This window comes from Alkalihalobacillus phoenicis, assembly GCF_047302405.1.
Lineage (GTDB): Bacteria > Bacillota > Bacilli > Bacillales > Bacillaceae_D > Alkalihalobacillus.
Map to the genome: position 1 here is coordinate 1,680,081 of NZ_CP154853.1, position 14,740 is coordinate 1,694,820.

At 35.9% G+C, this 14,740-nt stretch carries 12 protein-coding genes; 9 read left to right on the top strand and 3 right to left on the bottom strand.

Annotated elements, in window-relative coordinates; translation table 11 throughout:
- Window positions 1-61: 61 nt before the first annotated feature.
- The 4 genes from AA0017_RS07975 (at window position 62) to AA0017_RS07990 (ending at window position 3,155) form a co-directional block, all read left to right on the top strand.
- Window positions 62-1,024, top strand: a complete 963-nt coding sequence (locus AA0017_RS07975; protein WP_413380727.1) for a helix-turn-helix transcriptional regulator — start codon at window positions 62-64, stop codon at window positions 1,022-1,024.
- Between the two features lie 75 nt (window positions 1,025-1,099).
- Window positions 1,100-1,732 (top strand): type 1 glutamine amidotransferase family protein, encoded by a 633-nt coding sequence (locus AA0017_RS07980; protein ID WP_413380729.1) that lies wholly within the window; start codon window positions 1,100-1,102, stop codon window positions 1,730-1,732.
- A 111-nt stretch (window positions 1,733-1,843) separates the two neighbouring features.
- Window positions 1,844-2,242, top strand: coding sequence for an NUDIX hydrolase (locus tag AA0017_RS07985; protein WP_413380731.1), 399 nt, complete (start codon window positions 1,844-1,846; stop codon window positions 2,240-2,242).
- A gap of 325 nt (window positions 2,243-2,567) precedes the next feature.
- Window positions 2,568-3,155, top strand: coding sequence for a histidine phosphatase family protein (locus AA0017_RS07990; protein ID WP_413380733.1), 588 nt, complete (start codon window positions 2,568-2,570; stop codon window positions 3,153-3,155).
- 593 nt (window positions 3,156-3,748) lie between these two features.
- Here the strand turns inward: AA0017_RS07990 and AA0017_RS07995 are convergent.
- The 3 genes from AA0017_RS07995 to AA0017_RS08005 are packed head-to-tail and all read right to left on the bottom strand — an operon-like array spanning window position 3,749 to window position 5,538.
- Complete coding sequence (locus AA0017_RS07995) at window positions 3,749-4,336, bottom strand: TetR family transcriptional regulator (RefSeq protein WP_413380735.1); 588 nt, start codon at window positions 4,334-4,336, stop codon at window positions 3,749-3,751.
- A gap of 3 nt (window positions 4,337-4,339) precedes the next feature.
- Window positions 4,340-5,125, bottom strand: coding sequence for a DNA alkylation repair protein (locus tag AA0017_RS08000; protein ID WP_413380737.1), 786 nt, complete (start codon window positions 5,123-5,125; stop codon window positions 4,340-4,342).
- Window positions 5,122-5,538 carry a VOC family protein gene (locus AA0017_RS08005; protein WP_413380739.1) on the bottom strand — a complete coding sequence of 139 codons (417 nt, stop codon included), beginning with the start codon at window positions 5,536-5,538 and terminating at the stop codon, window positions 5,122-5,124. Before AA0017_RS08005 ends, AA0017_RS08000 begins: the two co-directional genes overlap by 4 nt.
- A gap of 415 nt (window positions 5,539-5,953) precedes the next feature.
- Here AA0017_RS08005 and AA0017_RS08010 point away from each other — a divergent pair, with 415 nt between their 5' ends.
- From AA0017_RS08010 to AA0017_RS08030, 5 genes are all read left to right on the top strand, one after another.
- Entirely contained in the window at window positions 5,954-7,240 is a 1,287-nt protein-coding gene (locus AA0017_RS08010; protein WP_413380741.1) for an ABC transporter substrate-binding protein, read from the top strand.
- 103 nt (window positions 7,241-7,343) lie between these two features.
- A complete protein-coding gene (locus AA0017_RS08015; protein WP_413380743.1) occupies window positions 7,344-8,273 on the top strand; it encodes a carbohydrate ABC transporter permease in 930 nt (309 codons plus the stop codon).
- The gene (locus AA0017_RS08020) at window positions 8,266-9,090 is read left to right on the top strand and encodes a carbohydrate ABC transporter permease (protein ID WP_413380745.1); all 825 of its coding nucleotides are present in this window, start codon (window positions 8,266-8,268) and stop codon (window positions 9,088-9,090) included. Before AA0017_RS08015 ends, AA0017_RS08020 begins: the two co-directional genes overlap by 8 nt.
- Before the next feature lie 57 nt (window positions 9,091-9,147).
- A complete protein-coding gene (locus tag AA0017_RS08025; protein ID WP_413382476.1) occupies window positions 9,148-12,189 on the top strand; it encodes a glycoside hydrolase family 2 TIM barrel-domain containing protein in 3,042 nt (1,013 codons plus the stop codon).
- A 40-nt stretch (window positions 12,190-12,229) separates the two neighbouring features.
- Window positions 12,230-14,455, top strand: a complete 2,226-nt coding sequence (locus AA0017_RS08030; RefSeq protein ID WP_413380747.1) for an alpha-galactosidase — start codon at window positions 12,230-12,232, stop codon at window positions 14,453-14,455.
- Window positions 14,456-14,740 lie beyond the last annotated feature (285 nt).

Here is a 14,740-nt window from a genome sequence, read left to right on the forward strand (position 1 = left end):
AGTTATACCAAAAATCGGCAATATATAATAGAAAATAAATTTCATATAGAGGTGGAATTATATGCCTAAAATTGACAATATGTTAGCAATTCTATGGATGCTTCGTTCAGGTGAAAAAATTACTGCAAAACAAATTTCAGAAAAGTTAGAGATGAATATAAGGACTGTGTATCGTTATATTGATACAATTTCAACAAGTGGCGTACCTATAATTTCAGAACCAGGACATAACGGTGGATACACTTTATTGAACAATTTTATTGAGGCTCCTCTTTTTTTTGATTTTGAGGAGCAAACTTCACTATTTCACGCTGCTGTTTTTGCAGAAGAAGCCGGATATTATGGAGGTGAAGCACTAAATAGGGCCATTTCAAAACTAAGTAAATACTCAAATCAAGAGCAGGAAACAAAGATAAACCAACATTTAACTAGTCTTGAAGTAATAAGTCGATTAAGTTCACTCTCTATGGAACCTTTTTTGAAGGAGTTGGAGCAGGCCGTAGCTGATGGGTACTCTGTAAAAATTCTTTACCATAAAAGTGGCGAAAAGCAATTAAATTATAGATTGGTCGATCCGTACAAAATTATCTATTGGAATAATAAGTGGTATGTGATTGGATTTTGTCATCTTAGGAATGCTATCCGTAGTTTTAGAGTAGATCGAATTGAAAGTCTAATGCTAACCGAAAATAAGTTTTACCGGCCAGAGAATTTTTCAGCACGTGACTTTTTTATGAAAAATCTTCTTCCAACTATAGAAGATAAGGAAGGGATTATTTCTTTGGTTATTAATGGGGATAAAAGTGTATTGGATGATCTTTGCCAACATTGGTTTTTAGGACATTATTTACAAGAGTGGACTTCAAATGAAGCAGTATTTCTTCTTGAGAAAGATATGATAAACGCATATGTACCTTATTTACTTTTAACGTACGGTAAATCTATTCGAGTTATTGAGCCAATCAGCCTTAAGAAAAGAATGATTGAGGTTTTGTCGGAATTAATAAAATTTTATCAAATTTGATTAATTCCCTGACGCTAGGTGTCAGGGAATTAATGTTATAGTTGGCTATATCAATTGTGATTGGAGTGTTAATGGATGCAAACAAAAAAAGTTTTTCTATATGTATTTAATACAATGTCGGACTGGGAATATGGATATTTAATTGCTGAACTAAACTCAGGAAGATATTTCAAAAAAGATTTAGCACCTTTAAAAGTAATTACAGTAGGAGCTAATAAAGAAATGATTACTACTATGGGAGGACTGAGCATAAAACCAGATATTTCCCTTGATGAATGTACTCTTGAGAGTAAGGATCTTTTAATTTTACCAGGAGGGGCTACTTGGAGTGAAGAAATTCATCAACCTATCTTGGAAAGAATTGGACAAGCTTTAAAGCTTGGCACTATTGTTGCTGCAATTTGTGGTGCAACTGAGGGCCTCGCGAATATGGGATACTTAGATACTAGAAAGCATACAAGTAATAACTTAGAATATACTAAAATGGTATGTCCTAACTATAAAGGAGAAAAGTTCTATGAGTTGGAATCTGCGGTATCTGATGCGAATTTAGTTACTGCATCAGGAATAGCTCCTCTGGAATTTGCAATGGAGGTACTGAAAAAAATAGATGTATTTACACCAGATGCATTACATTCATGGTATAACCTAAATAAGACTCATAAACCTGAATACTTCTTCGAGTTAATGAATTCAATAAATAAATGAAGTAACTGAAAAGCTCAATTTCTCTATTTTGATTTGTAGAGAAGTTGGGCTTTTTAATTTGGAATTTCCTTATCGTTGTAAATCCGCATTTTCCTGACGCTACCCTTATATGTGCTTATTTATGATGATACAAATGAAAAAATTCTTATGGTTGGAAACAAACGTGAAAATGGTAGTGAATGGAGCCTTCCAGGAGGAGCAAGAGAAAGTGGAGAAACATTGGAACAAGCAGTTATCCGTGAGACATTTGAAGAAACTGGGTTAACAGTTGAAATTAAAGTTATATTTGCTATTAATAAGAAATTTTCCCTATGTACGCATGCTGTAATCTTCACCTTTGTAGCTAGAATAGTCGGTGGAGAAATATCTATTCAAGACCAAGATGAAATTACTGATATTGCTTGGATAAACATGAAGGAAGCTGAAAAAATTATGTTTTACTTTCCTAATGGCGTTCAAAGTTTATTAGAAAAAGGCTTAGTGGCTCCTTACTACTTCCAAACTAAGTAGAACAAAAAGAACAGTCACCTAGTTTAAAGCCTTTAGAAAGCTAATTCTATCTATATATAAAGAATTACTTTTGGTATTTATTTTATTAGCATGATTCTTGCTGAAATGTTGGCACAGTACACCATGCCCATTAACTTAAGAATTCAGAATTACCCCAAAACGAAAAATTCTTGCTTTCTTGGATACTACCAATAGGACTGTATGTTAACCTCTTATAACAAGAGTGGTATTAATTCTTATTATAGTATATATGTGGTATGATTTTTTCTGAATTTCATAATATCTATAATTTAGATATTGATATTACAATAGGGGGATAAATAACATGGAAATACTACTAATCAGACATGGGGAATCAGAAGCAGATATACTAAATGTACATGAGGGAAGTGCCGATTTCCCATTGACTGAAAATGGAATTAATCAAGCGGAAAAGATGGCAAACCGAGTAAAACAAGAGTTCTCACCAGATTTCATTTGGTCAAGTACCATGATAAGGGCTAAACAAACAGCTGAAATATTAGCTAATGTTATTAGCTGTCCAATAGAATTTACCGCAGAGCTCCGAGAACATGACAACGGAAACATAGCCGGAAAACCTCTAGACGAAGTCCCATTTCCTTCTTGGTTGTTACCACATGACAAATGGGGAGAATACGGAGAATCAAAAATCGAGTTTAGAGCTAGAGGAGAACATATTCTATCTTATATCCTAAAAAATAGTAATCAATACAAAAGAATAGCTATTGTAACTCATGGGGGAATGATCTCAAGATTAATTGAAAGTTTTCTTCAATTACCTGTAAATCATAATATATTCTTCAAAACAGGGGATACTGGAATTCATCTCCTTGAATATAGCGAACAATACAAATTCATAAAATTCACAAATAGTGTTACTCATTTAAATTAAGTTACCTTACAAAGAAACAAGTAGGAAAGCTGAGAAGGACATATCACTCAATAAAGGTAACACGATGTAATTATGTTACCTTTATAATGTTGTTATATTAGCCTCCAGCTGCTAGCCACCAGGTTCGACAGGAACAGCTACAAGTTCTGGGTATATCTGTATTTTTAAATTTGCAGGTGGACCTGGTGTTTAATTCCTATACCGTAAATTAATAATTAAACTAAAAGCCTATTTCCTTAACGTACAGGAAATAGGCTTTTTTCAAGGGGAGATAATTGGTTAGAAAATATAAGGTTACCTGATCAGCCCCATATGCCTGAACATGCTGTTTACGTACAAAAACGATTCAATCAAGGTGATGTCATATTTGCAGGTCCATTTGGATGTTGATAACGAAGACAGTCTGATTACCTTCATACAAAATGATCCGGCCGTGAGAAATAACATTTTTAAGTTTCAATATAAAAAATGGGGTCAACTCATGAGTAAATTTGAAAATATAAATCCGAATTTTGACCAAGGCTATATAGATTATAAACGTGAGATTCAAGCTAAGCACAATATTCCTCACGTATAAAAACTAAGATCATATGTTATTTCGTTTGTTTTAACCCTTCGAAATAGACATCCAGCACACGCATCGCTTCATCAAGTGAATCGCTGGAACCATGCTCAGCAATCCATAAGGCACTTTCATTCATAGCTCCTGATAAAGAGTGGGCTAGTGATTCTACTGAAAGAGACGAAAAACAACCGTTCTTCTGCATTTGTTCAAGCTGACTGTATAGAAGGCTCATGGAGTGGTTGGCATCTAATTGTCGCCAATGACTCCAACCAATGACCGCAGGACCATCAATGAGAATAATTTGTTTATGATCAGGATCAACGGCAGATGTGATAAACGTTCTACATCCAAGAGATAGCTGTTCCCATTGATCTGAACTCATGCTTGCCTGTTGCTTGATATTTTGAGCAATTTTCTTTTGAATGGATTCAACAGCAGCGTAGAAAATTCCCTTTTTATTTTTATAATGATGATATAATGCCCCTCGTGTCAAAGCTGAATCATTCACAATATCTTCAAGTGCTGTTTTGGCATACCCATGTTTTGCAAAATGTCGTTTCGCCGTGTGGAGGAGTAATTGTGCAGTTTCCTCCGCTTCTGCTTTTGTCTTCTTCATTTGTTATTCACCAACCCTCTGCATAAATTTAAGAGCATTATTGTCATTGGCTTTTATCAATGACCGTAGTCCATGCCTCAAGGTCCAATTAATCTTGCTCCCATGCAGTTTATGCATCTTTTTCATCCATTCAATTGTTTCCTCTTTATACATTTTTGATAAGTCATTCAAGTGGTTTCCAACAGATTTTTGAACATATTTGGAGTGATCGTTGATTAATGGCTCGAGTAAAGAAAGGTTCACAAACGGATCACTACTGAGCACATTGATTCGTTTTGCCCAAGGCAGGCGAGGACGAGTTCCCTCACTAACAAGTCGACGGACGTGTGCATTCTCATCGTGTGCCCATACACTTAGTTTCTCTAATACTGGACGTTCATAACGTAGTAAAAAAGGGCGAATTGCATATTCGGACGTATGACGTTTCGTTATTTCATACAAAACGTACATCGACTCTTCAAAGTCATTCAGTCCATACACTTCGACATAATACGCAATTGGCATTAAAAAATAACCATTGGTGAACATTCCTTTTTCCGTTTCGTTTTCTGGACCAAGAATTTGTTTCAATATCCTTATTGCATCAATATAAGGCAAGGAGAGGGCTCGATGCAATTCTTTAGAGATGACAGCTACCCTATCTTTCAGTTCCAATCCTTCGACTAAATCATTCACTCTTTCTATAAAAGAATCACGAGCAAATCCTGAATACACAGGAGAGATTTGCTCCGCGAGAAATTGTGCTAAATCAGCATCAAAGTAGTTTTTTAAAGGAGTGTAACTGCTCATGACAGTGTATTCTTAAAATGTTTTTGGAATTCAATGGATGGTGGGATTTCTTGAATGACATCGATTAGTATTCCGTTCGGGTCAGAGGTAATGAAATGACGCTGACCGAAATCTTCATCCCGTATATCGAGTACGATGGGCAAATATTGCTCATGAATTAAGCGCTGGTAAAGAACATCAACGTCTTTAACTTCAAGATTCAAAATCAGACCACTCGTAACCTTTTGCCGAATGTCCATTGGCACTGTCTGATGACAGTTATGAAGCACGGCTAGCTCAAAAGAATCCAACTTCAAGCTCACATACCAATCAATTTCAAACACAGCTTCAAACTTAAAGTGATCCTTATAAAAATCTACAGTTCGAGATACATCATCGGTAAGAATTACAGGGTAGAATCCAGTCACGGCCATTAAAATCACACTCCTTTATCTTGTTTCTTGATTTTAACATACGTACAGTATGTATGTAAATTACTTGAAAGAAAAGAAAGTTTAATGCAAGTAAACAAATCCAAGTACCCACATCTGATATTTCAACAAGAAAAAGCAGAGGGGTTTTCCAAGTCATGAGTACCACTTCTATAAATAAGATTTTCTATCGACTGATTGGAATTTCTGAAAAAACAGCACTTAAGATATCCACTCTTTACACAAAATAATACTAAAATCTAAAAAAAATACAAACGCCCTTTTTGAAAGCGAATACAATCACCAAAGATAATCCAAATTTTATTAAAAATTGTCCTAACTGATAAAAGTGGACGGGTGATAAGATAAATTTGTAAGAAGAAAGTGCTTACAAAAGAAAAGACAAGGGGGAACTACAATGAAGAAAATGTTAGCTTTTCTATTAGTCAGTTTTTTACTATTATCAGCTTGTTCATCTGGTGGAGCAGATGAATCGGTAGAAGGTTCTACGGAGGCGGACGAAATTACTGTTTGGACTTGGGATCCTAATTTTAATATTAAAGCAATGGAAATAGCCAAAGAGTATTATGCAAGTGAAAATCCAGATCTAACTGTTACAGTTATTGAAAACGCACAAGATGACATTATTCAAAAATTAAATACATCATTAAGTTCAGGAACTACAAGAGGTCTTCCAAACATTGTGTTAATAGAAGATTATCGTGCTCAAAGTTTCTTGCAAGCGTACCCAGATTCCTTTCATGAAATTACTGGTACATTTAATGTAGAAGATTTTGCTCCATACAAACTGGCGCCAACAAGTATCGAGAATAAAAACTTTGGTTTGCCATTTGATACGGGAGTTGCGGGACTGTATGTGCGCACAGATTATTTAGAAGAAGCTGGATACACAGTTGAGGATATAACCAATATTGATTGGGATACATTCATTGAAATTGGCAAGGACGTGAAAGAAGCAACTGGAAAGGCGATGCTAACGCTCGATCCAAATGATTTAGGCCAAATTCGGATGATGATTCAGTCAAGTGGTTCTTGGTATGTGGAAGAAGATGGTGTTACACCTTACTTAGCTGACAACGAAGCACTTCAGAAGGCTTTTGAAGTATATAAAGCAATTTTAGATGCAGATATTGTGAAACCGGTATCAGATTGGAGTCAGTTTTTAGCTGAATTTAATAATGGTAGTGTCGCATCCGTTCCAACGGGCAACTGGATTACCGCGTCAATTAAAGCGGAAGATTCACAATCAGGTGATTGGGCCGTCGTTCCATTTCCAACTCTTCCGGGTATTGAAGGAGCTGTAAATGCTTCTAACTTGGGAGGAAGTTCTTGGTATGTCCTTGATGTGGAAGGGAAAGAAAGTGCCGTAAATTTTTTAGCGAAAACATTCGGTTCAAATACTGACTTATATCAAAATCTAGTGACCGAAATTGGAGCAATTGGTACGTATATGCCAGCAACAGAAGGTGATGCTTATCAAGCAGAAGATGAGTATTTTGGAGGTCAAACGATTGTTTCCGATTTCTCTACATGGACGGAACAAATTCCACAAGTAAATTATGGCTTGCATACGTATGCGATTGAAGACATCTTAGTTGTTGAGATGCAAAACTACTTAAAAGGTAAAAGTGTAGAAGATGCATTATTAGACGCTCAGAAGCAAGCAGAGGTTCAAGTACAGTAACGATATTAAATACTCTTAATTGGGTGCCTCTAGAACTCTCAACTATCTACAAATTTAGTCGAGTTTTTTGGGGCATCTATTTTTTTAGTAAGGAGTGAGAGAGATGATTTCAAAGAAGCCAAACATAGAACGTCCTTTTCTTAAACTTAAGTCGAAAAAAGGTGTTCAGTCTAAAGCGGCATTTGCTGGTTGGGGATTTATTGGTTTAGCTACATTTATGATTTGTTGGTTTTATTTTTATCCAATGATACAAGCACTCATCCTTTCTTTTCAAACAGGGAGTGGCAATAATTTAACCTTTGTAGGTTTGGATAACTATAAACGATTACTACAAGACCCGACATTTAAAGTAGCGGTTTTTAATACCGTCATTTATTTGATTATTCAAGTACCATTAATGATTTTATTAGCACTTGTTTTTTCCGTTATGCTCAATGAAAAAACTTTGAAATTTAAAGGATTTTTCAGAACAGCTATCTTTTTACCAGCTGTAACATCACTAGTTGCCTATTCCGTTGTGTTTAAATATTTATTTGGGGCAGACGGTATGATTAATATGATGCTTTTAAAGACATCGATTATTTCAGCACCAATTGAATGGCTTACTGATCCTTTTTGGGCAAAGATAGCGATTATCATTGCGATTACTTGGAGATGGACAGGTTATAATATGATCTTTTATCTATCCTCTTTACAAAATATTGACCCTTCTATTTATGAGGCGGCGAAAATTGATGGGGCAACACCTATTCAACAATTTTTTAAAATAACCGTTCCATTATTAAAACCGATTATTTTGTTTACTTCTATTATGTCCACCATTGGAACACTCCAATTATTTGATGAAGTAATGAATATTACAGGTGGAGGACCAGGTAATTCAACTCTAACAATTTCTCAATATATTTATAATCTTTCCTTTAAGTACACACCAGATTTTGGATATGCAGCAACGGTTTCTTATGCAATCCTTATCATGATTGTCTTTTTCTCGATAATTCAGTTTAAAGTGGCAGGTGATAAAAATGAGTAAAGTCAATCGGATCATTTGTTATGTGATCTTAAGTATCGCAACCATTATTTCCGTTTTTCCGTTTTTATGGATGGTTATTAGTGCAACAAATAAATCTGTTGATGTCACAAGAGGTACGTTTTTACCAGGGACGCATTTAATTGAGAACTTTCGTCATTTATTAAGTACCGTTGACTTAGTTCCAGCCCTTATAAATTCGGCTAAAATCTCTGTATCTACTACAGTGTTAGCCTTGTTAATCGGTTCGTTAGCTGGATACGGATTTGAAATTTATAAAAGTAAAGCGAAGGATATTGTGTTTAATATTTTGTTGCTTTCGATGATGATTCCTTTCGCTGCCCTGATGGTACCACTATTTAGAATGTTTGGCTCCATTTCTCAGACGGCTCCATTTATGGGAATTGATACATTAACAGCTGTCGTTTTACCGACGATAACAACGGCTTTTCTCATCTTTTTCTTTCGGCAAAGTACTAAAATGTTTCCAAAAGAGATACTAGAGGCAGGAAGAATGGATGGGGTAAGTGAACTTGGACTCTTTTTCAAAATTTATATCCCTACAATGAAAACAACGTATGCCGCAGCGGCTATTATTACGTTTATGGCCAGCTGGAATAACTATTTATGGCCGTTAGTCGTGTTACAATCACCAGAAAATCAAACATTACCTTTACTTATTTCTAATTTAGGTTCAAGTTATACACCAGACTATGGCGTTATAATGTTAGCCATTGTCATTGCTACTTTACCTGCAGCAATCATCTTCTTTTTAATGCAAAAACATTTTGTTGAAGGAATGATGGGTTCTGTGAAATAAGGAAAGAGCAAAAGATAATTCATCATTGATTTGTTAAAGAAGGAGTGTATAAAAATGATGTCAATAAAACCAACGATAAATTGGTTATCAGATCCATCTGTGTTTGCCGTGAATCGAATCCCTGCCCATTCGGATCATTTGTATTATAAGACAATGGAAGAAGCGAAAGTAAAAGCAGCTATGAATATGCGTTTTTCATTAAATGGAAATTGGAAATTTAGTTATTCAAAAAATGCCGCACTTAGACCAGAAAAATTCTATGAGGAAGACTTTGATTGTACGAGTTGGAGTCATATTAAAGTACCAGGACATATTCAATTACAGGGATATGGAAGTCCACAATATGTCAATACGATGTACCCGTGGGATGGGCTTCATGACATTCGTCCTCCACATATACCAACCGATCATAATCCAGTTGGTAACTATGTAAAATATTTTACGGTTCCTAGCCAAATGAAGAAAAAACCGGTCTATATCTCTTTTCAAGGAGTAGAATCAGCTTTCTTTGTTTGGTTGAATGGGGAATTTGTCGGGTATAGTGAAGACTCCTTTACACCAGCTGAATTTGAGCTGACTCCTTATCTAAAAGAAGGAGACAACAAGCTCTCTGTTGAGGTTTATCAACGTAGTACAGGTTCTTGGTTAGAGGACCAAGATTTCTGGAGATTTTCAGGTATTTTTAGAGAGGTCTATCTTTATACCGTTCCAGCTCTTCATGTTCAAGATCTTCATGTTCGAGCTGATTTAGATCAGTCTTTGACGTTAGGGGAACTCCAAATTGACCTTAATTTTTTAAACGCTTTTGATAGAGACATTTCCTTACAATTTGAATTATATGATGCTGAGCAAAAACTTATATTAACTCAAAAGGGGGATTTTATAGACAAAAATCATTCCTTTTTGATGACCTTAAAGGAACCTCATTTATGGAGTGCAGAAAATCCGTATTTATATAAACTCTATATTCAAGTATTTAATGAATCTGGTGAACTAGTAGAGGTCATTCCACAAAGTGTCGGATTTAGAAGATTTGAACTCGTTGATAAAATGATGCTGATCAATGGGAAACGAATCGTATTTAATGGAGTGAATCGCCATGAATTTAATTGTCGAACTGGTCGTGCGATTACGAAGGAAGATATGATTTGGGATATTAAAAACTTAAAACAAAATAATATTAATGCTGTGAGAACGGCCCATTACCCTAACCAAACCCTATGGTATGAGCTTTGTGATGAATATGGGCTTTATGTGATGGATGAAATGAATTTAGAGACTCATGGATCATGGCAGAAAATGGGGGCCGTTGAACCTTCATGGAATATTCCTGGTAATCTTCCAGAATGGCATGATATTGTGTTGGATCGTGCCGTTTCCATGTTTGAAAGAGATAAAAATCATCCCTCTATTTTAATCTGGTCATGTGGAAATGAATCGTATGCAGGTGAAGTGATTTTAAGTGTTTCAAAGTATTTTAAACAGGTTGATCCAAGTCGTCTTGTTCATTATGAAGGCGTCTTCCACAATCGTGAATTTGATGAAACGAGTGACATGGAAAGTCGAATGTATGCGAAACCAAAGGATATTGAAAAATATTTGAATGAAGACCCCCAAAAACCTTTTATAAGTTGTGAATATATGCATGCGATGGGGAATTCACTAGGCGGTATGGATAAATATATGGAACTGGTAGATAAGTATCCTATGTACCAAGGTGGCTTCATTTGGGACTATATCGATCAAGCACTTATAAAGAAAGATCGATATGGCCAAGAGTTTTTAGCCTATGGTGGAGATTTTGGCGATCGACCAACCGATTATGAATTTTGTACAAATGGTATCGTTTACGCAAACCGTGAATTATCGGCTAAAATGCAAGAAGTCAAATTTTTATATCAGCCGATCAAATTGCTCCCTGATCAAACAGGAGTAACGATTGTGAATGATCTTTTATTCACGAATACATTTATTTATGATTTTGAGTATATATTGTATCGCGAAGGGTTAGAAATTTACCGTCATAACCTTTTGGTTTCTGTCCCTCCTTTAACAGAAGGGAGACAAGAGTTTAATTGGCCATCTGAGATAATGGATGAATCAGGTGAATATAACATCCTAGTCTCTTTACGTTTAAAGAATGAAACAAAATGGGCCGCAGTTCAACATGAAATAGCCTTTGGTCAATTTATTTTTACGGTGGACCAAAAGCTAAGTGAGCCACCAATGGAACAAAACAATCCGTTACGTCTCATAGAAGGAGATGTCAATATCGGAGTACATGGAAGAGACTTCTCTGCTATTTTCTCTAAACAAGTAGGGAGTTTAATTTCGCTAAATTATGCAGGGAAAGAAATGATCGAGCAACCTCCTAGTCCGCTATTTTGGAGGGCGACAACTGATAATGACCGAGGATATGCCCAAACTTATCATTCAGGAGCTTGGTTAACCGCTAGCCTTAACCGTAAATGTGTAGGGGTCAATATACAGGAAGAACCAAATGGTATAAAAGTCGCTTTCTTATATCAATTATCAATTAATAGCGATATTGAAGTGAAAGTGGAGTACACCGTTAGACAGGATGGGAAAGTGAAAGTGAAATTCAACTACCGTGGTGCGGATCATTTACCGCAAATGCCTATCTATTCCTTATCATTCAAAACATCTGCCGATTACAATCAATTAGAGTGGTATGCGAAAGGACCAGAAGAAAATTATTCTGACCGAAGTAATGGTGCTAGATTAGGCCGCTTTAAAACGCAAGTTGGCGAGAATATTACTGGTTATGTAAGACCACAAGAATCAGACAATCGTACAGATGTTCGGTGGGTGGAGCTAACGAACGAAGAAGGGGAAGGAATAAAAATCGCATCGACTGGCGAGCCATTAGAGTGCAACTTCTCTCCTTATACAGCTTTTGAACTAGAGAATGCTCAGCATATCTATGAACTTCCTCCTATCCATTATACCGTCATCACAGTAGCTGGGAAGCAAATGGGAGTCGGAGGAGATGATAGTTGGGGAGCACCGGTGCATGAGGAACATTTAATTAAGGCAAATGAAGATAAAGAATTTGAATTTATCATCTCACCGCTCTAATCATGAAAATATTTAAGGACCATAGATAGGAGTTTTTTATATGAATATTTTTGTTAACGAAAAAAACAAACAATTTCATTTAACAAACGGAAAGATCAGTTATATTTTTAATGTTTTAAAAAATGGAAGTCTTGGACATTTATATTTTGGGAAGGCAATGAAGAACCGGGATGATTTTTCCCATTTTATAAGAATCGATATACCAACGGCGGCGAGCTGTCATTTTTACCAAGATGATCCTGCTTTCTCGCTCGAAACAGTGAATCATGAATATCCAGTATACGGTAAAGGTGATTTTCGTGATGCAGCTATTGAACTAGAAACAACAGATGGGCGAATCGGAAATGGCTTCGTTTATAAGGGTTTTGAAGTATCACTTGGAAAACCAAAATTCAATGGCTTACCTGCAACGTATGCCAATGAAAAAGAGGCGAGTACATTAACGATTCAGCTAGTTGATGAGGACATTCAGACAAATCTTTATTTATCGTATACGATTTTTTTGAACCATCCAGTTATCACAAGAAGCGTGAAAGTAGAAAATGTGAGTACAGACAACCTTTATATAAAAAAATTAATGAGCTCGTCTATTGATTTCCCTGATTCAGATTATAAAATGGTTCATTTAGCAGGGACTTGGTCAAGGGAAAGACATATCGAAGCACATGATTTGAGACAAGGTATCCAATCGATTGCCAGTATTCGAGGAGCAAGCTCTCATCATCATAATCCATTTATGGCTCTCAAACGTAAAACGACAACCGAGCATGAAGATGAGGTATACGGATTTAATTTTGTCTATAGTAGCAACTTTCTCGCCCAAGTGGAGGTCGATCATTACGAAGTAGCACGAGTGATGGTTGGTATTCATCCACATCAATTTAGATGGAAATTAGCCACCAATGAATGTTTCCAAGCTCCGGAAGTCGTTATGGTCTATTCGGATGAGGGATTGAATGGGATGAGTCAATCGTTTCATAATCTTTATCGCGATCACTTAATAAGAGATCTATGGAAAAAAGTGGAACGACCCATTCTAATTAACAACTGGGAAGCCACCTATTTTGATTTTGATGAAGAGAAATTAGTTGGGATCGCAGAAAGTGCAAGTGAACTAGGCATTGAACTATTTGTTTTAGATGATGGATGGTTTGGCAAACGGAACGATGATACCTCTTCTCTAGGTGATTGGTATGAAGATAAGGAAAAGCTTCCTAATGGCTTACAAGTACTTGCGAAAAAAGTAACCGATTTAGGGATGCAATTCGGTCTTTGGTTTGAACCTGAAATGATTAATCCTAGTAGCCAGTTGTACCAATCCCACCCTGAGTGGGTTATAGGGAGACAAGGAGAACACTTAACATTCGGTCGCAATCAACTGGTCCTTGATTTCTCGAGAGAAGAGGTTGTTCAATATCTTTTTGAAAAAATGAAAGATATCATTATAAAAACGAAATTATCTTATATTAAATGGGACATGAACCGAAATATAACAGATGCTTTTTCGGCCGCATTGAAAATCGATCAGCAAGGTGAGTTTTTCCACCGCTACATTTTAGGAGTCTACGCCTTATATGAAAAGCTAACGAATGAATTTCCGAATGTTTTGTTTGAGTCATGTGCAGGCGGAGGAGGACGTTTTGACCCTGGAATGTTCTATTATGCTCCACAAGCTTGGACAAGTGATAACACAGATGCGGTAGAAAGACTTAAAATTCAATATGGGACATCTCTTGTCTATCCAATTTATAGTATGGGTTCACATGTTTCGGCCTCACCGAATCATCAAACATTACGAACAACTTCATTAGAGACAAGAGCAAACACCGCTTATTTTGGCACATTTGGATATGAACTTAATCCACTTGAATTGAATGAAGAAGAAAGAAGCATCATTAAAGATCAAATTAAACATTATAAAACATATCGAAGCCTAGTTAGGGATGGCGATTTTTATCGCCTTCAAAGTCCATTTGAAGAAAATGAAACAGCGTGGATGATTGTTTCAAAGGATAAAAAGGAAGCATTAGTCGGTTATTATAAAGTTCTGACTACTCCAAATTCAAAAAAACAACAAATACTAAGCTTAAAAGGTCTTGATGATGACATCCTTTATACAATCGAGGGGACAGAGCAATCCTTTCATGGGGATGAATTAATGTATAGAGGCTTACCTTTATCAATTGAATTTAATGGTGTAAACTCAAATAAAGCCGAACGTAGTGGAGATTATCAATCTTTAGTTTACTTTTTAAAAGGAAACTAACGCAGCTGCTCCTTCATTTGGAGTGGACGGGGCTACCTTAAAAGCTCTTAAATAAAAAAAGATTCGAGAAGTTAAAACTTCTCGAATCTTTTTTTTAGGAGAATATGGACATAAATCTGTATTTTGTTAACCAGTATTGTGTGAGAGAATCATTGAAAAAAGTGAGCACTTGTGGTAAATTTATATAGATGTGCATTGTATAATTAATTTAGATATATTATCCCTATTTTAATTATACAATGCGATCAGTACGTTAGTCAACCCTTTTATCATTTTTTTTAAGGA